General features: G+C 52.2%; 19 protein-coding genes. 10 read left to right on the forward strand and 9 right to left on the reverse strand.

Annotation, left to right across the window (positions count from 1 at the left end; translation table 11 throughout):
• Nucleotides 1-6: 6 nt before the first annotated feature.
• On the reverse strand, nucleotides 7-618 hold the full coding sequence (gene emtA / locus FDX04_RS04890; RefSeq protein ID WP_042307896.1) for a membrane-bound lytic murein transglycosylase EmtA: 612 nt from the start codon (nucleotides 616-618) through the stop codon (nucleotides 7-9).
• 98 nt (nucleotides 619-716) lie between these two features.
• Between emtA and ldcA the strand changes: the two genes are divergently transcribed.
• A complete protein-coding gene (ldcA, locus tag FDX04_RS04895) occupies nucleotides 717-1,631 on the forward strand; it encodes a muramoyltetrapeptide carboxypeptidase (RefSeq protein WP_137370530.1) in 915 nt (304 codons plus the stop codon).
• Nucleotides 1,632-1,728: 97 nt separating this feature from the next.
• A complete protein-coding gene (locus FDX04_RS04900) occupies nucleotides 1,729-3,462 on the forward strand; it encodes a potassium/proton antiporter (protein WP_038641221.1) in 1,734 nt (577 codons plus the stop codon).
• Nucleotides 3,463-3,563: 101 nt separating this feature from the next.
• On the opposite strand, the gene dadX is transcribed toward FDX04_RS04900, so the two are convergent.
• Nucleotides 3,564-4,634: a catabolic alanine racemase DadX gene (dadX, locus tag FDX04_RS04905; protein ID WP_042307892.1), complete on the reverse strand. Its 1,071-nt coding sequence runs from the start codon at nucleotides 4,632-4,634 to the stop codon at nucleotides 3,564-3,566.
• A gap of 12 nt (nucleotides 4,635-4,646) precedes the next feature.
• Nucleotides 4,647-5,945 carry a D-amino acid dehydrogenase gene (locus tag FDX04_RS04910; RefSeq protein ID WP_042307891.1) on the reverse strand — a complete coding sequence of 433 codons (1,299 nt, stop codon included), beginning with the start codon at nucleotides 5,943-5,945 and terminating at the stop codon, nucleotides 4,647-4,649.
• Between the two features lie 322 nt (nucleotides 5,946-6,267).
• Between FDX04_RS04910 and FDX04_RS04915 the strand changes: the two genes are divergently transcribed.
• Nucleotides 6,268-7,800 (forward strand): SpoVR family protein, encoded by a 1,533-nt coding sequence (locus tag FDX04_RS04915; RefSeq protein WP_006684212.1) that lies wholly within the window; start codon nucleotides 6,268-6,270, stop codon nucleotides 7,798-7,800.
• A gap of 31 nt (nucleotides 7,801-7,831) precedes the next feature.
• Here the strand turns inward: FDX04_RS04915 and fadR are convergent, their stop codons facing one another.
• Nucleotides 7,832-8,551 carry a fatty acid metabolism transcriptional regulator FadR gene (gene fadR / locus FDX04_RS04920; RefSeq protein WP_137370531.1) on the reverse strand — a complete coding sequence of 240 codons (720 nt, stop codon included), beginning with the start codon at nucleotides 8,549-8,551 and terminating at the stop codon, nucleotides 7,832-7,834.
• A 236-nt stretch (nucleotides 8,552-8,787) separates the two neighbouring features.
• On the opposite strand from fadR, the gene nhaB reads away from it, so the two are divergent.
• The 3 genes from nhaB (at nucleotide 8,788) to FDX04_RS04935 (ending at nucleotide 11,456) form a co-directional block, all read left to right on the forward strand.
• Nucleotides 8,788-10,332, forward strand: a complete 1,545-nt coding sequence (gene nhaB / locus FDX04_RS04925) for a Na(+)/H(+) antiporter NhaB (protein ID WP_137370532.1) — start codon at nucleotides 8,788-8,790, stop codon at nucleotides 10,330-10,332.
• A gap of 141 nt (nucleotides 10,333-10,473) precedes the next feature.
• Nucleotides 10,474-11,004: a disulfide bond formation protein DsbB gene (gene dsbB / locus FDX04_RS04930; protein WP_137348913.1), complete on the forward strand. Its 531-nt coding sequence runs from the start codon at nucleotides 10,474-10,476 to the stop codon at nucleotides 11,002-11,004.
• 110 nt (nucleotides 11,005-11,114) lie between these two features.
• Nucleotides 11,115-11,456, forward strand: a complete 342-nt coding sequence (locus FDX04_RS04935; protein ID WP_042307882.1) for a DUF1971 domain-containing protein — start codon at nucleotides 11,115-11,117, stop codon at nucleotides 11,454-11,456.
• Between the two features lie 29 nt (nucleotides 11,457-11,485).
• Here the strand turns inward: FDX04_RS04935 and FDX04_RS04940 are convergent, their stop codons facing one another.
• The 3 genes from FDX04_RS04940 to FDX04_RS04950 all read right to left on the reverse strand — a co-directional run bounded on the left by FDX04_RS04940 (nucleotide 11,486) and on the right by FDX04_RS04950 (nucleotide 13,047).
• The gene (locus FDX04_RS04940; RefSeq protein ID WP_006684205.1) at nucleotides 11,486-11,932 is read right to left on the reverse strand and encodes a YcgN family cysteine cluster protein; all 447 of its coding nucleotides are present in this window, start codon (nucleotides 11,930-11,932) and stop codon (nucleotides 11,486-11,488) included.
• A 92-nt stretch (nucleotides 11,933-12,024) separates the two neighbouring features.
• Nucleotides 12,025-12,684, reverse strand: coding sequence for a fumarylacetoacetate hydrolase family protein (locus FDX04_RS04945; protein WP_042307880.1), 660 nt, complete (start codon nucleotides 12,682-12,684; stop codon nucleotides 12,025-12,027).
• 69 nt (nucleotides 12,685-12,753) lie between these two features.
• Entirely contained in the window at nucleotides 12,754-13,047 is a 294-nt protein-coding gene (locus FDX04_RS04950) for a YcgL domain-containing protein (protein ID WP_006684203.1), read from the reverse strand.
• Nucleotides 13,048-13,173: 126 nt separating this feature from the next.
• On the opposite strand from FDX04_RS04950, the gene minC reads away from it, so the two are divergent.
• Genes minC through minE form a run of 3 tightly spaced genes read left to right on the forward strand, consistent with a single transcriptional unit; the run spans nucleotide 13,174 to nucleotide 14,987 of the window.
• On the forward strand, nucleotides 13,174-13,881 hold the full coding sequence (gene minC / locus FDX04_RS04955) for a septum site-determining protein MinC (protein WP_042307878.1): 708 nt from the start codon (nucleotides 13,174-13,176) through the stop codon (nucleotides 13,879-13,881).
• Between the two features lie 23 nt (nucleotides 13,882-13,904).
• The gene (minD, locus tag FDX04_RS04960) at nucleotides 13,905-14,717 is read left to right on the forward strand and encodes a septum site-determining protein MinD (protein WP_042307876.1); all 813 of its coding nucleotides are present in this window, start codon (nucleotides 13,905-13,907) and stop codon (nucleotides 14,715-14,717) included.
• Between the two features lie 3 nt (nucleotides 14,718-14,720).
• Complete coding sequence (gene minE / locus FDX04_RS04965; protein WP_003833739.1) at nucleotides 14,721-14,987, forward strand: cell division topological specificity factor MinE; 267 nt, start codon at nucleotides 14,721-14,723, stop codon at nucleotides 14,985-14,987.
• 86 nt (nucleotides 14,988-15,073) lie between these two features.
• Here minE and FDX04_RS04970 read toward each other — a convergent pair whose 3' ends face one another.
• The gene (locus FDX04_RS04970) at nucleotides 15,074-15,991 is read right to left on the reverse strand and encodes a LysR family transcriptional regulator (protein ID WP_137348912.1); all 918 of its coding nucleotides are present in this window, start codon (nucleotides 15,989-15,991) and stop codon (nucleotides 15,074-15,076) included.
• A gap of 103 nt (nucleotides 15,992-16,094) precedes the next feature.
• Here FDX04_RS04970 and FDX04_RS04975 point away from each other — a divergent pair, with 103 nt between their 5' ends.
• Nucleotides 16,095-17,180, forward strand: coding sequence for a tartrate dehydrogenase (locus FDX04_RS04975; protein WP_137370533.1), 1,086 nt, complete (start codon nucleotides 16,095-16,097; stop codon nucleotides 17,178-17,180).
• A 48-nt stretch (nucleotides 17,181-17,228) separates the two neighbouring features.
• On the opposite strand, the gene rnd is transcribed toward FDX04_RS04975, so the two are convergent.
• Nucleotides 17,229-18,344, reverse strand: a complete 1,116-nt coding sequence (rnd, locus tag FDX04_RS04980) for a ribonuclease D (protein WP_038641255.1) — start codon at nucleotides 18,342-18,344, stop codon at nucleotides 17,229-17,231.
• Nucleotides 18,345-18,408: the final 64 nt, after the last annotated feature.

The raw sequence follows: 18,408 nt of genomic DNA on the forward strand, positions 1-18,408 counted from the left end.
CCTGAATTACATCGCATCCAGCGCTTGTTGAAGCTTCCAGATATAGCGCGGGGCCTGCGGCGCCGGATGATTATCAGCCACATAATCGATAAATTCATCCGGACTGAGATCGTTGATCTTATTGATGGCTTTTTTCCTGTCGGAGGAGAACGTTCGCAGTAGCGCGCCCGCCCCGTTGGCGTACGACACCACCACCGCATATTGCATCACCTGCGGATCTTCAATTCCGGCCAGCGGTCCGGTTTCAAGAATACTCAGGTAGGCGGCGCCCATCGAAATATTACGCTCAGGATTTTTCAGCTCGCTGGTCGACGGCTCTCCGCTCCATCCCATGCGACGATAAACATCGCGCCCTGACGTAGACGCTTTTAGCTGCATCAGACCAATCGCATTCGATTTACTGACCGCATTCGGATTTCCGCCAGATTCAATGGCGATGATAGCGGTAATCAATTGTGGGCTGACACCCCAGGCCGCACCGGCTTTTTCACTGATCGGCATCCATTGCATTGCGCGTTTGACCGGAACTTCAGCATTCCATGGCGGATTTTTGTAATCCTGTTTTGAACTACAGCCCGCAAGTAATACAACCAAAAAAGCAAACCATCTCAATTTCACGTCATCTATCCTTATAGCCGGAACCTGTCGCTGAGGTGACAACGACATACCTACGCGGCATGATATACATTTGGTTTTAGTTGTAGCAAGGAAATGCCATGTCCCGGTTTCACTTAATTGCCCCTTCGGGCTACTGTATCAACCAGCAGGCTGCATTACGTGGGCTTGCGCGGCTTACTGAGGCCGGTCATCAGGTCGACAATTCGGCTGTCATTACGCGCCGCTGCCAGCGTTTTGCTGGCACCGAAGCAGAGCGTCTGGCTGATGTGAACTCGCTCGTAAATCTGCAAACGCCCGATACCATTGTCATGGCGGTACGCGGAGGCTATGGCGCCAGCCGTTTACTGGAAGGTATCGACTGGCAGGGGCTGGCTGCCCGTCAGCAGCAAAACCCGCTGTTGCTCTGCGGGCACAGCGATTTTACGGCGATTCAGTGCGGTTTGCTGGCGCAAGGGAATGTGATTACCTTCAGCGGCCCAATGCTGGCGGCTAACTTCGGGGCCGAGGAGATGAACACGTTTACCGAGTACCATTTCTGGCAGGCTTTGCGTCATCCCCAATTTACCCTTGAATGGCAGAGTAACGGCCCGGCGTGTGCGACCGAAGGTACGCTATGGGGCGGAAATCTGGCGATGATCATTTCGCTGATGGGCACACCGTGGATGCCCGCTATCGAAAACGGTGTGTTGGTGCTGGAAGACATTAATGAGCACCCATTCCGTATTGAACGCATGCTGCTGCAGCTATACCATGCGGGAATACTGGCCCGGCAGAACGCCATTATTCTTGGCAGTTTTAGCGGCAGTGCGCCCAATGACTATGACGCCGGTTACAGCCTTGATTCGGTTTGCGCTTTTCTACGCGACAGATTGTCAGTTCCGTTAATCAGCGGTCTCGATTTTGGTCATGAACAACGTACCGTCACCCTGCCTTTGGGGGCCAATGCGATGCTGAAAAACGATAAAAATGGCGCTCAGCTCACCATAAATGGTCATCCGGTACTTAAATCGTAAAAAAAGCTGCCAACAGGGCTAAGTAAAACGCTGTTTCTGTCGTTATTATGTTAGGGTTTGTTAATACGAAACAGCGTAATTCAGGAGTAAACGAACGTTGGATGCCGCAGCAGTTATTAGCCTTTTTATTTTGGGTTCCGTTCTCGTCACCTGCAGTATCTTACTCAGTTCATTCTCATCACGTCTTGGCATCCCTATTCTGGTGATATTTCTCGCTATCGGGATGTTAGCGGGGGTGGATGGTGTAGGCGGTATTCCTTTTGACAACTACCCTTTTGCCTACATGGTGAGCAACCTCGCGCTGGCGGTTATCCTGCTCGACGGCGGCATGCGCACCCAGGCCAGCTCTTTTCGCGTCGCGCTGGGTCCGGCGCTATCGCTGGCGACCGTCGGGGTACTGATTACCTCCGGACTTACCGGCATGATGGCCGCATGGTTGTTTAATCTGGATCTCATTGAGGGACTATTGATTGGCGCGATAGTCGGTTCCACCGACGCGGCGGCGGTCTTTTCCCTGCTTGGCGGTAAGGGGCTTAACGAACGTGTTGGCTCCACACTGGAAATTGAATCCGGGAGTAATGACCCGATGGCGGTGTTTTTGACTATCACGCTTATCGCCATGATCCAAAACCACGAGACCGGTTTAAGCTGGATGTTCGCGGTGCATATTCTCCAACAGTTTGGCTTAGGGATTGTGCTGGGACTCGGCGGCGGCTACCTGCTGCAGCAAATGATTAACCGCATTTCGTTGCCTGCCGGGCTGTATCCGTTACTGGCCTTAAGCGGCGGGATCCTCATTTTTGCTCTGACTACTGCGCTGGAAGGCAGCGGTATTCTGGCGGTTTATCTGTGCGGTTTCCTGCTGGGTAATCGCCCGATCCGCAACCGATTTGGTATTCTGCAAAACTTCGATGGCCTGGCCTGGCTGGCGCAAATAGCCATGTTCCTGGTGCTGGGGCTACTGGTCACACCGTCCGACCTGCTGCCTATCGCGATTCCGGCGCTGATTTTGTCCGCGTGGATGATTTTCGTGGCACGTCCGCTGTCGGTCTTCGCCGGACTGCTGCCGTTCCGTGGCTTCAATCTGCGCGAGCGTATTTTTATCAGTTGGGTGGGCTTGCGCGGGGCAGTGCCGATCATCCTTGCCGTCTTCCCGATGATGGCGGGCCTGGAGAATGCGCGTCTGTTCTTTAATGTGGCCTTCTTCGTGGTTCTGATCTCCCTGCTGTTTCAGGGAACGTCGCTTTCCTGGGCGGCTAAAAAGGCCAAAGTGGTGGTTCCGCCGGTCGGCTGGCCCGTTTCGCGTATTGGTCTGGATATTCACCCGGATAACCCTTGGGAGCAGTTTGTTTATCAGCTCAGCGCGGATAAGTGGTGTGTGGGAGCCGCATTGCGCGATCTGCATATGCCGGAAGAAACGAGAATTGCCGCCCTGTTTCGTGACAATGTATTGTTTCATCCGTCGGGCAGCACGCGCCTGCGTGAAGGCGACGTGTTGTGCGTCATTGGTCGCGAGCGCGATCTCCCCGCTCTCGGCAAGCTATTCAGCCAGTCGCCGCCGGTATCGTTAGACCAGCGCTTCTTTGGGGATTTTATTCTCGAAGCCAGCGCAAAATATGCCGACGTGGCGCTGATATATGGCCTCGACGATGGCACAGAGTATCGCGATAAACAGCAAACGCTGGGTGAAATTGTTCAGCACCTGTTAGGCGCCGCGCCGGTCGTCGGTGACCAGGTGGAATTTGCTGGCATGATCTGGACGGTGGCCGAGAAAGAAGATAATGCGGTGCTGAAGGTTGGTGTTCGCGTTGCTGAAGATGAGGATGAGTAACGTAGCTGTTTTTGCCGGGTGGCGGCGGCGCCTACCCGGCATACAAAATACACTGCTTCTCCAGGCCTGAAAGCTGCGCGCCATCAGGCAATTTTACAAAGTTACACCGTCACAACCGGTACGCGCAGCGCCAGCGAACACATCAGCTCGTAGCCCACCGTACCCGCAGCAGCGGCCACATCGTCAATTTTAATCTCTTTGCCCCACAGCTCTACCGGCGTGCCGATCCCCGCCTGAGGACATGGCGTCAGATCAACCGCCAGCATATCCATTGAGACCGTTCCGACCGTTTTGGTGCGCACACCGTCCACCAGCACTGGCGTGCCGCTCGGCGCATGGCGCGGATAACCATCTGCATACCCGGTCGCCACAATGCCGATGCGTTGCTCTCCACTGGCGGTGTAACGCCCACCGTAGCCGACCCGATCGCCGGCTTTCAGCGTTTGTATGCCGATAATTTCGCTGCTTAACGTCATCACAGGTTTGAGACCTGTATTCGCGATGTCTCGCCATTGCCCCGACGGCGAAGCACCGTACAAGATGATGCCAGGGCGAACCCAGTCATAATGCGCTTCAGGATGCCACAGCGTGGCAGCTGAATTGGACAGTGACCGTCTGCACTCCAGCCCTTCTGTCGCCTGCGCAATACGCGTCATCGCTTCCTGAATGCCATCCGGGTGTTCTGCATCCGCGAAGTGCGACATCAGCGTCATTTCACCGACGTTGGGCATTGCCCTCAGCTGTTGCCAGACCGTGGAAACTCTGTCCGGTAAGAAACCCAGACGGTTCATGCCACTGTTCACCTTCAGATAAACATCGAGCGGTGCATTCAGACGCGCATTCTGCAATGCTTTAAGCTGCCAGTTACTATGCACACACGTTGTCAGACGATATTTGTCATATACCGTCAGGTCGTCGGCGTGGAAAAAACCCTCCAGCATTAATATCGGGCCTTTCCATCCCCGCTCGCGCAGGGTTATCGCCTCTTCAAGATTGAGCATGGCAAAGCCGTCGGTTGTGCCCAGCGCATTCCATACTCGTTCAATGCCGTGTCCGTAGGCATTGGCTTTCACTACCGACCAGACGCGGGCGTCCGGTGCGGCCTGGCGCGTAATGGCCAGATTTTGTTTCAACGCCTGCAGGTCAATGCTGGCCAGTATCGGGCGGGTCATCTCTCGTCCTTATCAGTTATGTGCGCCGTGTAAATGCCGTGGACGAGAGGGGGTAAACCCCGGACTGTAACGCGCCACGCTCAAATCGTCGTAAGGAATGGCTGGGGTACGGCCAGACAAAATATCGCTCAGCAACTGGCCGGATCCACAGGCCATGGTCCAGCCCAGCGTGCCATGACCGGTATTGAGTAGCAGATTCTTAAAGCGGGTTCGTCCCACGACCGGCGTACCGTCCGGGGTCATCGGGCGCAGTCCGGTCCAGAATGTGGCCTGTTCCACATGACCGCCGCGCGGGAAAAGATCGCGTACGACCATCTCCAGCGTTTCGCGGCGTGGCTGCAGCAATTCGGTATTGAAGCCAACAATCTCCGCCATGCCGCCAACGCGAATGCGGTTATCAAAGCGAGTAATGGCGATCTTGTAAGTTTCATCAAGGATAGTAGAAACCGGTGCCCCGTCATCCTGCGCCACTGGAATGGTCAAGGAATAACCTTTCAGCGGATAGACCGGAATATCCACGATCCCTTTGAGCATCGCCGTGGAGTAAGAGCCAAACGCCATCACATAAGCATCGGCTTTAATGATTTCCTCGCCACACTGAACGCCATATATTTGCTCACCTTCGCTGAGCAGCTTATCAACTGGGGTGTTAAAGCGGAACGTAACGCCCGCTTGCTCGGCCATCTGCGCCAGGCGCTGGGTAAACAGTTGGCAGTCACCGGTTTCGTCGTTCGGTAAACGCAGACCGCCGGTCAGCTTGTGCGCGACTTCTGCCAGTGCCGGTTCGACTTCAGCCAGGCGGTTTGCTTCCAGCAACTGATATGGCACGCCCGCGTCTTCGAGCACGGCGATATCGCGGGTGGCGTTCTCATACTGTTGAGCCGTACGGAACAGCTGTAACGTTCCGCCCTGACGTCCTTCATACTCAATACCGGTAGAGGCGCGCAGCGCTTTCAGACAATCACGGCTGTATTCCGCCAGCCGCACCATGCGACCTTTGTTTTCCATGTAGTGGCTGGTGTCGCAGTTGCGCAGCATTTGCCACATCCATTTCAACTGGAACTGGGTCCCGTCGAGACGGACGGCCAGCGGGGCATGGCGCTGAAACATCCATTTAATTGCTTTAAGCGGTACGCCTGGCGCCGCCCATGGTGCTGCATAACCTGGCGAGATTTGTCCGGCATTTGCCGCACTGGTTTCCAGTGCCGGACCGGGCTCACGATCAATGACGGTGACATCGTGTCCAGCCTGACTTAAGTACCAGGCGCTGGTCACGCCAACGACACCACTTCCCAGTATGACAACTCGCATAGCCACTCCGTTAACAGTAAAAGAACAATCATCTAATTACATCTTGATAACTCAGTTGAAAATATTATTCAACATATGGCTTTTTTATGGTGACTTATCTCACATATAGCGGTGATTGCAGGGAGCTCCCTGCTTTGGAATCTCATGCTGTGCGTTATTTTTATCCAGCATAAAATTTTGCGGACACGCCTTTTTTCCACGCCTCGCTATCGTGAAATCGCAAAGAAAAAATTTCTGCCGCAGCACGTTTTTTAACACCATGATCTATGCTTGAAATGAGGTACTCCAGACAGAGAGTGCCGCCAACAATGAGGGTGCGCGAATGGCTACGATTGATTCCATGAACAAGGACAGCACACGGTTAAGCGATGGACCCGACTGGACGTTTGATCTGCTGGATGTCTATCTGGCGGAAATAGACCGCGTGGCGAAACTCTACAGACTGGATACCTACCCGCACCAAATCGAGGTGATCACCTCCGAACAGATGATGGATGCCTACTCCAGCGTCGGGATGCCAATCAACTATCCGCACTGGTCGTTTGGTAAGAAGTTTATTGAAACCGAGCGCTTGTATAAGCATGGTCAGCAGGGACTGGCCTATGAAATCGTCATTAACTCCAATCCATGTATCGCGTATCTGATGGAAGAGAACACTATCACCATGCAGGCGCTGGTGATGGCGCATGCCTGCTACGGACATAACTCTTTCTTCAAAAATAACTACCTGTTCCGTAGCTGGACGGATGCCAGTTCCATTGTCGACTATCTGATCTTCGCGCGAAACTACATTACCCAGTGTGAAGAGCGTTACGGTGTGGATGAAGTCGAAAAGCTCCTCGACTCCTGCCATGCGCTGATGAACTACGGCGTGGACCGTTATAAACGACCGCAAAAAATCTCGCTACAGGAAGAGAAAGCCCGGCAGAAAAGCCGTGAAGAGTATCTGCAAAGCCAGGTGAATATGCTGTGGCGCACGCTGCCGAAAAAAGAGGAAGAGAAAACCATTTCCGAAGCGCGGCGATATCCTTCCGAGCCACAAGAAAACCTGCTGTATTTTATGGAGAAAAACGCGCCGCTGCTGGAATCCTGGCAGCGTGAGGTGTTACGCATCGTGCGCAAGGTCAGCCAGTATTTTTATCCGCAGAAACAAACGCAGGTGATGAACGAAGGCTGGGCCACCTTCTGGCATTACACCATTCTGAACCACCTTTATGATGAAGGTAAAGTTACCGAACGTTTTATGCTGGAGTTTCTGCATAGCCACACCAACGTGGTATTCCAGCCGCCGTACAATAGCCCGTGGTATAGCGGGATAAACCCTTACGCGCTGGGCTTTGCGATGTTCCAGGATATCAAGCGTATCTGTCAGTCCCCCACCGAAGAAGACAGATACTGGTTCCCGGATATTGCCGGTTCCGACTGGCTGGAAACCCTGCATTTCGCAATGCGCGATTTTAAAGATGAGAGCTTTATCAGTCAGTTCCTGTCACCAAAAGTGATGCGCGATTTCCGCCTGTTCACCGTGCTGGATGACGATCGCCACAATTACCTGGAGATTTCCGCTATCCATAATGAGGAAGGATATCGTGAAATTCGTAGCCGACTGTCGTCGCAATATAACCTCAGCAATCTGGAGCCGAATATTCAAATCTGGAATGTTGATCTGCGTGGCGACCGGTCACTCACCTTGCGTTATATTCCGCATAACCGCGCCCCGCTGGATAAAGGCCGCAAAGAGGTGTTGAAACATGTGCACCGGTTATGGGGTTTTGACGTGATGCTGGAGCAGCAGAATGAAGATGGCAGCGTGGAGCTGCTGGAGCGTTGCCCGCCGAGGATGAACGGTCTGTAAAAACAAAACCCCTCGAATGAGGGGTTTTTAATTAGCGTCCCTGAATAGCTAAATCGCCCGGCAGGTTCTTCTGCATGCGATGCCAAATCTCGCCGCTATCGTGACCGTAGCGGCGCACCGTTTCATAAACCTGCTCATGAGCACCCTGCTCGCACAGTTCTGACAGCTTACGATAGAAGCTCAGCGCCAGACCACGCGCTTCTGGATTGGCAAAATAATGACGACCAATGCGGGTATATAACCCTTTCATTCCGTTGAGGATCAGACCGTAAATCGGATTACCGGACGCAAATGCCAGACCGCGGAAAATGTTATAGTCCAGATCAGCGAACGCATCAGCATGGTCAGCTACCTGATTAGCTGTCGCCAACACCTCTTGCGCTTTAACAGGATGCTGGCGAAACGCGGTGCGGATAAAGATGGTTGAAATGTTGGTGCGCACAGACAGCAGATTATCGATCAACTGCGGTACGCTCTCGTGATCGAGGCGCGCCAGCGTTTCAAGAATATTCAACCCGGAGGTTTCCCAGAAGTTATTCACCTTCGTCGGTTTGCCGTGTTGAATGGTCAACCAGCCGTCCCGCGCCAGACGCTGTAATACTTCGCGCAACGTAGTACGTGTCACTCCGATCAGTTCAGAGAGTTCACGTTCAGCGGGCAAAATAGTGCCAGGTGGGAAGCGGTTATTCCAGATACTCTCAATGATGTACTCTTCCGCGAACCCCGCCGGGCTTTGCGCCTTAATGACCATAGTAATAATTCCATTACACAGCAAAACATAGTTACAGTTATCATACCAGACGGGTTTCATAGCTGATAGCTGACGAAATGAAGAAAAAGTGGATCAAGGCTTCATTTTACAGATAACGCTGATGCACACTCACCCTTGCCATTCACGTGAAGAGCTTGCCTGTGCTCCCTCCTCCCGCTAAGCTTTGCGGTCAAACATAACAACATGATTTCATTTTTAAAGGTAGGGAAATCACCATGGAGCTATCATGGAGCCGCGCGATGTGGCGCAATTTTTTAGGCCAGTCGCCAGACTGGTACAAACTTGCACTGCTCGTCTTCTTAGTCGTTAACCCGATTATCTTTTTCATCAATCCCTTTATTGCTGGCTGGCTGTTGGTGGCCGAGTTCATTTTTACGCTGGCGATGGCACTCAAGTGTTATCCGTTGCTGCCGGGTGGGCTGTTAGCCATCGAAGCCGTCATCATTGGCATGACCAGCGCCGCGCATGTGCGCGAAGAAGTTGCCGCCAACCTTGAGGTGTTATTGCTGCTGATGTTTATGGTGGCAGGCATCTACTTTATGAAGCAGCTGCTGTTGTTTATTTTCACCCGTCTTCTGCTCAGCATTCGTTCCAAGTCACTGCTGTCGCTCTCCTTTTGTATTGCTGCCGCTTTCCTCTCCGCGTTCCTTGACGCGTTGACCGTCGTTGCCGTGGTGATAAGCGTAGCGGTCGGTTTTTATGGCATCTACCATCGCGTGGCCTCTTCCCGAGGGGAAGATAACAATATGCTCGATGACAGCCATATCGATCAGCACAATAAGGTCGTTCTGGAGCAGTTCCGTGGTTTTCTGCGTAGTCTGATGATGCACGCAGGCGTCGGTACAGCGTTAGGCGGCGTAATGACCATGGTTGGCGAACCGCAAAACCTGATTATCGCCAAAGCAGCTGGCTGGCACTTTGGCGACTTCTTCCTGCGCATGTCGCCAGTCACCGTTCCGGTACTGATTTGCGGTCTGCTAACCTGCGTGCTGGTCGAGAAGTTACGTTGGTTTGGCTATGGCGAAACGCTGCCGGAGACCGTCCGCGATGTCCTGCAAAAATTTGACGATCAGAGCCGTCAGCAGAGAACCCGCCAGGACAAGATCAAACTGATTATCCAGGCGATTATCGGCGTCTGGCTGGTGGTCGCCCTGGCACTGCATCTGGCGGAAGTGGGATTAATTGGTCTGTCAGTGATTATTCTGGCAACATCGTTAACCGGCGTTACCGACGAACATGCTATTGGCAAAGCCTTTACCGAGTCGCTGCCCTTCACCGCCCTGCTGACCGTGTTCTTCTCTGTTGTTGCGGTGATCATCGATCAGCAGCTCTTTTCTCCGATTATTCAGTTCGTTTTACAAGCCTCTGAGCACGCGCAATTAACGCTGTTCTATCTGTTTAACGGTCTGCTGTCGTCTATTTCTGATAACGTTTTTGTCGGCACTATCTACATCAACGAAGCCAAAGCAGCCCTGGAGCATGGGACCATCAGCCTTAATCAGTATGAACTGTTAGCGGTGGCGATTAACACCGGGACCAACCTGCCTTCCGTGGCCACGCCAAACGGTCAGGCGGCGTTCCTGTTTCTGCTGACTTCCGCCCTGGCACCGTTGATTCGCCTCTCTTATGGTCGCATGGTATGGATGGCTCTACCTTATACCCTTGTCCTGACGCTCGTCGGGTTGCTTTGCGTGGAGTTCACGCTTGTACCAATGACAGAATGGATGACCCAGTCGGGCTGGTTAGCTACACTTTCATAACAATTAGCCGGGCAAATCACTGCCCGGTTTGACTTTTTGCATGATAATTATCCGATTACGCAAATTTTCAATTCCCGCTAGTGGCGCATAAAGTGAATTGGTTTAAACTGCGGTCTCTACGCATGTTGCAGGGAAATTATTATGTTGCGATTTTTAAACCAGTGTTCCCGTGGTCGTGGAGCATGGTTATTGTTGGCGTTTACCGCCTTTGCGCTGGAACTCGTCGCGCTGTGGTTCCAGCACGTCATGCTGCTAAAACCTTGCGTGTTGTGTATTTACGAACGTAGCGCATTATTTGGCGTAATGGGTGCGGGACTGGTGGGGGCTGTCGCGCCAAAAACACCGCTGCGCTATGTGGCGATGGTTATCTGGATTTACAGTGCCTGGCGCGGTCTTCAGTTAGCATATGAGCACACCATGATTCAGCTTCACCCGTCACCATTTATGACCTGTGATTTTGCCGCGCGCTTCCCGAGCTGGTTACCGCTGGATAAATGGCTGCCGCAGGTGTTTGTGGCGTCCGGCGACTGCGCTGAGCGTCAGTGGTCGTTTTTAACCCTCGAAATGCCGCAGTGGCTGCTAGGGATCTTCGCCGCATATCTTGTTGTGGCAATACTGGTCGTCATAGCACAACCGTTCAAACCGAAAAAACGTGACCTTTTCGGTCGCTAACAGAGACGCTCCTTCGGGAGCGTTTTTTTTGCCTTAAATCCATTGCCTGCTGGCATCTATAAGATGTATATTAAATACATCTTATAGATGCCACATGAAGGAGATGTCTTATGTCCCATTTACGCATCCCGGCAAACTGGAAAGTGAAACGTTCTACTCCCTTCTTTACCAAAGACAACGTCCCGGCAGCACTTCTTTCTCACCATAACACCGCAGCAGGCGTGTTTGGTCAGCTCTGTGTAATGGAAGGTACGGTAACGTATTATGGCTTTGCCAATGAAGACGCGAAAGAGCCCGAAGTGAAGGTAGTGATTAATGCCGGTCAGTTCGCGACCAGCCCACCACAGTACTGGCATCGCGTTGAATTAAGCGACGATGCGCAGTTCAACATCAATTTTTGGGTTGAAGACGACAACCATGGAGATGAGATGTATCAGGCGAAAAAGGCTTAACCCTTAACACCTGCTAATCGATGGGCGGCTCAGTCCGCCCATGAAGGTTTGTTCAAAATATGCTCCTGCCAGTCACGCACTTCTGATTCTTTCACCGCAATATGACGTACCGAAATACGTTCGCCATGCATTGCCGCTTTCGACCCGGTCAGCAACGGATGCCATTCTGGCAACCCTTTTCCTTCCGCCAGCAGACGATAGGCGCAGGTCATCGGCAACCATTCAAAGGTAGGCAGATTATCACGCGTGAGCTTGATGCAGTCCGGCTCGTATTCGAACCGACGTTCGTAGTTACGGCACTGACAGGTTTTAATATTGAGCTGCTTACAGGCGACGTTGGTAAAATAGATTTCGTCGGTGTCTTCATCCATCAGCTTATGCAGGCAGCATTGACCACACCCATCACATAATGACTCCCACTCGGCATCGGTCATTTCATCAAGGGTTTTACTTTGCCAGAAAGGTATGTCGCTCATCAGGGTATCCGCTATCGTAATAAAGCTGCACCTTATAACCAGTCTGGCACGCTGATGCAAGTTTTGCCGCCCAAAAAGGCGGCAAGCAGAGATTACAGCACGCGGGTGGTCAGAGTTTGTCCGTGGAAACTGATAGCCAGTTCATCACCACTGCTTAACGGCCCAACACCTGCTGGCGTCCCCGTCAGCACAACATCGCCCGCTTTGAGCGTAAAGAAACGGCTCATATAGGCAATCAAAGGAACAATGGGATGGATCATATCTGCCGTCGAGCCGTGCTGGCGCGTTTCGCCGTTTACCGTCAGGCCGAGCATCGTATCCTGCGGATCACCATCAAATTCTGCCACAGGGATAAATCCTGACAGCGGACAAGAGTTATCAAAGCCCTTGGCTTTTTCCCACGGCTGCCCGGCTTTCTTCATTTTCCCCTGAATATCGCGCAGAGTCAGATCCAGCGCTACACCATAGCCAGCAATGGCTTTACGCACATGTTCTTCGGTCGCCTGACGCAAGGTCGCGCCAATCAGTACGGCCAGCTCAACCTCATGGTGAACCGCCCCCATATCGGATGGGATCACCAGCGGTTGACGCAAATCACACAGCGCAGTTTCCGGTTTGATAAACAGTACCGGCTCTTCTGGGGTGGTTCCCCCCATCTCTTTTATATGGTTGGCATAGTTACTGCCTACACAAACTACCTTACTCACCGGATAATCCAGCAGAGCACCATGCCAGTTGTGATGTTGATACATTACTTTCCCCTAACGTAGTCATAGATTTCAGGTACTGCATCGATGGAACGTGCTGCTGCCGGATGCAGTTTAACGTTTAGCGTCTGATGTATTTTGTTTGGCCGCTGCCAGATGTTGTTTGAGTAAATCTTCTGGCGGTGGCGGTATTTGTAAATAATAGCCCTGCTCGGTTAGCGCCTGTTTTACTTTTTCAAGATCGGCATTAACCAGTTTTTTTCGACCATCAAGCGGCAGCATCATCGCCAGCGTTGGCTGCCCAAATCCTTTCATCAGTTCTTCAGGAACTCGCGAGAAATCGTCTTTTTTTTCGACATATAAATAAGTCTGGTCACGTTTGCTGCTTCGGTAGATCACACAAAACATATCTTTTACTCTGAATTCACGGAATGGTGGCTTGCCTCAATATAATACTGACTATAACATGCCTTATAGTCTTCGGAATATCACCCCGCACTGGGGATGATAAATAGCAAATTGAGTAAGGCCAGGATGTCAAACACGCCAATCGAGCTTAAAGGCAGTAGCTTCACCTTATCAGTGGTTCATTTACATGAAGCAGAACCCGAGGTTATTCGTCAGGCGTTGGAAGACAAAATCGCGCAGGCACCTGCATTTTTAAAACATGCTCCCGTGGTGATTAACGTGAGTGGTCTCGAAAGCCCGGTAAACTGGTCGGCGCTGCAGGAAGTTGTCGCGTCTACCGGCTTGCGCATTATCGGCGTTAGCGGATGCAAAGACGCCCGATTAAAGGCTGAAATTGACGAAATGGGACTTCCTTTACTGACTGAAGGTAAAGAAAAAGCTCTTCGTCCCGCGCCTGTTGAGGCTCCCGTTCCCGTCCCGCCGCCGCAAAACGTTACTCCCGTCACAAAAACACGATTAATAAATGTACCGGTTCGTTCCGGTCAGCGCATTTATGCTCCACAATGTGATCTGATTGTTACAAGCCACGTCAGTGCGGGCGCAGAGCTTATCGCTGATGGCAATATTCATGTTTATGGGATGATGAGAGGCCGTGCGCTGGCAGGGGCAAGCGGTGACCGGGAAGCGCAAATTTTTTGTACCCATCTGACGGCAGAACTGGTGTCTATCGCAGGTGTTTATTGGCTGAGTGATAAAATCCCAGCAGAATTTTATGGCAAAGCGGCTCGTCTGCAATTAGCAGAGAACGCTTTGACAGTTCAACCGTTGAATTGATCCCTTTTTAACAAGGAATTTCTATGGCACGCATTATTGTTGTTACTTCGGGTAAAGGGGGCGTTGGCAAAACCACCTCCAGCGCGGCCATCGCTACAGGTTTGGCCCAGAAGGGAAAGAAAACTGTCGTTATTGATTTTGATATCGGCCTGCGTAACCTTGATCTGATTATGGGTTGTGAACGCCGCGTCGTTTACGACTTCGTCAATGTTATTCAGGGCGATGCGTCGTTAAATCAGGCGTTAATCAAAGATAAGCGTACCGAGAATCTCTTTATTCTTCCGGCCTCACAGACCCGCGATAAAGACGCGCTGACCCGTGAAGGCGTCGCAAAAGTTCTCGACGATCTGAAAGCGATGGACTTTGACTTCATCGTCTGCGATTCCCCGGCGGGTATTGAAACCGGCGCGCTGATGGCCCTGTATTTTGCCGATGAAGCCATTATCACCACTAATCCGGAAGTCTCTTCTGTACGTGACTCTGACCGTATTCTGGGCATTCTGGCGTCGAAATCCCGTCGCGCAGAAAACAGTGAAGAGCCGATTAAAGAACATCTGTTGCTTACGCGCTACAACCCTGGCCGCGTAAATAAAGGTGACATGCTGAGCATGGAAGACGTACTGGAAATTCTGCGAATCAAGCTGGTTGGCGTGATTCCTGAAGATCAGTCAGTCCTGCGCGCGTCTAACCAGGGTGAGCCGGTTATTCTCGACATCAATGCTGATGCCGGTAAAGCCTATGCTGATACCGTAGACCGTCTGTTGGGAGAAGAACGTCCTTTCCGCTTCATTGAAGAAGAGAAGAAAGGTTTCCTCAAACGCCTGTTCGGAGGATAAGTTATGGCATTACTGGATTTTTTTCTCTCGCGGAAAAAGAGCACAGCAAACATCGCTAAAGAGCGACTGCAGATTATTGTTGCGGAACGCCGTCGTAGTGACGCCGAGCCACATTATTTACCGCAGCTGAGGAAGGATATTCTCGACGTTATCTGCAAGTATGTACAAATCGATCCAGAAATGGTCACCGTACAGCTTGAACAAAAAGACGGCGATATTTCGATCCTTGAACTCAACGTGACATTACCGGAAGCAGAAGAGTCTAAATAACCTTTTGTGTAACTACGTCATGATTGCAAAAAAGGCAGAGTATTCTGCCTTTTTTAATTTCAGTCCTTTGCCAACCAGCAACACATTTATTCCAAAGTAAACTTCGGGTAGTTTTCGGCAAAATAGCGGCGTAAATACTCAACGGTAATACGGATTTTTGCCGACGTTGCCAGACGTGAAACATAAACCGCCCAAATATTTGCTGGTTGATAATACTCAGGCAATATGTGTATCAGATGTCCGCTGGCAATGTTGTTACAGACATCCCACCATGAACGCAGAGCAATTCCCTGACCGTCAAGACACCATTGATGCACCACTTCGCCATGATTAGATGACAGAGGTCCCGTGACTTTAATTGAGTGAGTCCCCTCTTTATTGCGCATTTGCCAGATACCAAACGGATGGTCACGCTCTTTAATGACCAGACAGGGAAAAGTAGAGAGATCGTTCAGTTGCTTCGGCATTCCATGCTGCGCCACAAACTCCGGCGAGGCGCAAAGAATGCGATAGTTTGTCGCCAGTTTACGGGCAATCAGATTAGGTGCGATATCATCCCCGATACGAATATCAAGATCGACTCCCTCATTCACCAGATCCACCAGACGGTCTTCAACATCGAACCTCAGCTCCAGCTGTGGGTACTCTTTCGCCAGCGCAGACAACGCAGGAGCCACCACCCGGCGGCCAAAACCAAAGCTACTGATAATACGTAACATCCCTTGCGGGATTTGCCTGACATCGGACAGCTCGTCCATCATCTGATCGACATCATGCAGGATCCGCTGCGCCCATTCGTATATCCGCTCTCCCTCTTCTGTGATGGTCACCCGCCGTGTTGTGCGGTGTAACAGCACCACGTTCAGCGTCAGCTCCAGCATCGCTACACGCTTACTGATATAAGCCGGTGATACACCCAACTCTTCGGCGACGGCAGCAAAACCCGCGCGACGCGCAACTAGCATAAAGACGCGCAAATCATTTAACAGCGGCAGATTATTCATGATCTGTGTTTTATGTTTCACCAGTTAGGGGGATTAACTATCGTTCAGTCAATTATAGGATGAGGGGAAAGTCAATTTTGATGGCGTACAAGTGAGAGCTGCTATGAAGAAAACCTGTCGTATTGCCGCTATCCCCGGAGATGGCATTGGTAAAGAAGTCCTGCCTGAAGGCATTCATGTGTTACAGGCAGCCGCCGAACGCTGGGGTTTGTCGCTCAGCTTTGAACAAATGGAATTGGCCAGTTGCGAATACTATGCACATTACGGCAAGATGATGCCGGATGACTGGCGTGAACAGTTGCAATCCTTCGATGCTATCTATTTTGGTGCCGTGGGCTGGCCGGACACCGTCCCGGACCACATCTCACTCTGGGGTTCGCTGCTTAAGTTTCGCCGTGAATTCGATCAGTACGTTAACCTGCGCCCGGTGCGGCTGTTCCCCGGCGTCCCTTGTCCGCTGGCAGGCAAAAAGCCGGGCGACATTGATTTCTATGTCGTGCGTGAGAACACCGAGGGGGAGTACTCTTCCCTCGGCGGACGCGTGAGCGAAGGTACCGAACACGAGATGGTGATCCAGGAGTCGGTCTTCACTCGTCGTGGTGTCGATCGTATACTGCGTTACGCCTTTGAACTGGCGCAAAGCCGCCCGCGCAAAACGCTAACTTCAGCGACTAAATCAAACGGTCTTGCCATCAGCATGCCCTACTGGGACGAGCGTGTCGAAGCGATGGCGGCTAACTATCCCGAGATCCGCTGGGATAAACAGCATATTGATATTCTCTGTGCTCGCTTTGTGATGCAGCCGGAACGTTTTGACGTCGTAGTTGCTTCCAATCTGTTTGGCGATATTCTCTCCGATCTCGGTCCGGCCTGTACTGGTACAATTGGCATTGCGCCATCTGCCAACTTAAACCCGGAACGCACCTTTCCGTCACTGTTCGAGCCGGTACATGGTTCAGCCCCTGATATCTACGGTAAAAATATCGCCAACCCAATCGCGACAATCTGGGCTGGCGCGATGATGCTCGACTTTCTTGGCAACGGTGATGCCAACTATAAGGCCGCCCACGACGGCATTCTGGCGGCAATTGAGCAAGTTATTGCCAGCGGTCCGAAAACGCCAGATATGAAAGGTAACGCCACCACACAGCAGGTTGGCGAGGCCATTAGTCGGGCACTGCGCGGTTAACCTCCGTGCCATTAAATACGGGAGCACCTGGCTCCCGTTTTAGCTTGCTTACTGCGGATACTCCAACAGCAGCGCGTTGAGACGCTCAGCCATCAGTTCGCCACGCCAGCCGGAAATCAGCTCAGGCAGGGATTGCTGCGGCTTTAATTTCCAGTGCCAGTTGAGCAACTGGTTGATCTGGCGGCGTGAAGCCAGCAGTTCGACGCTGAGATTTTGCTCCGCACTGACTTCGGCAACCAGCGCCTTAATGGCTTTGAACGCCTTGCGGTAGCCTGGCATATCCATCAAATTCAGTAGCGGTTGCGGCAGCGACGCTTCCGGTAAAGCCTGTGCTTTCTCGACAAGAGAAATCAGCGTCTTGCCGTGGAAGCGAATTTCGCTGCCCGAAAGACCCAGGCTGTCCAGTTCGCCCAGACTGCCCGGCATATAACGCGCCACCGCCCATAAGTGTTCTTCACGCACCACAAAGTTTACCGCCAGATCGCGCTCGCGCGCTTTACGCAGCCGCCAGTCGGCAAGCAGTTGCAGACAGGCCAACTGACGGGTACGCAGTTGCCAGGCGTTGGTGATCTCGCGCCAGGCATCCTCGGGTGCCAGAATCTCCTGGCGACGCTGCTGCATTAAGCGACATTCGTCCAGCGCGGCGGGCAGCCAACCGCTGGCTTCGGTTTCAGCCATCAGCGTTGTGGTGATCGGTAACAGATACCAGACGTCAGCCGCCGCATATTCACACTGGCGCTCGGTCAGCGGCCTGGCCAGCCAGTCGGTACGGGATTCGCTTTTGTCCAGGGCTATGCCGGTAAACTCTTCCACCATCGCGGCAAACCCCCACGACAGCGGACGACCGCAAAAAGCGGCGAGGATTTGTGTGTCAATCAATGGCTGAGGGAGTTCCCCAAAGGCATTGAGAAACACCTCCAGATCTTCACTACCGGCATGCAGAAACTTGGTTATCGCCGTATCACGTAAAATATCGCGTAGTGGTGACCAGTCAGTGATCCCCTGTGGGTCAATCAGAGCAACGTGTTTGCCATCAAACAGCTGGATCAACCCCAACTGCGGATAATAGGTACGCGTGCGAACAAATTCGGTATCCAGGGCTATCGCCGGAAATTCACGGACGGCTTCGCACAGCGTGGCCAACGCGTCGTCCGTAGTGATCATTTGATAATTCAAATCGTGCTCTCTTAGGTTTACGCCAATAAATATCCTCCGGCATAGCCGGAGG

This window comes from Citrobacter sp. wls615 (genome assembly GCF_005281355.1).
GTDB classification, from domain to species: domain Bacteria; phylum Pseudomonadota; class Gammaproteobacteria; order Enterobacterales; family Enterobacteriaceae; genus Citrobacter; species Citrobacter werkmanii.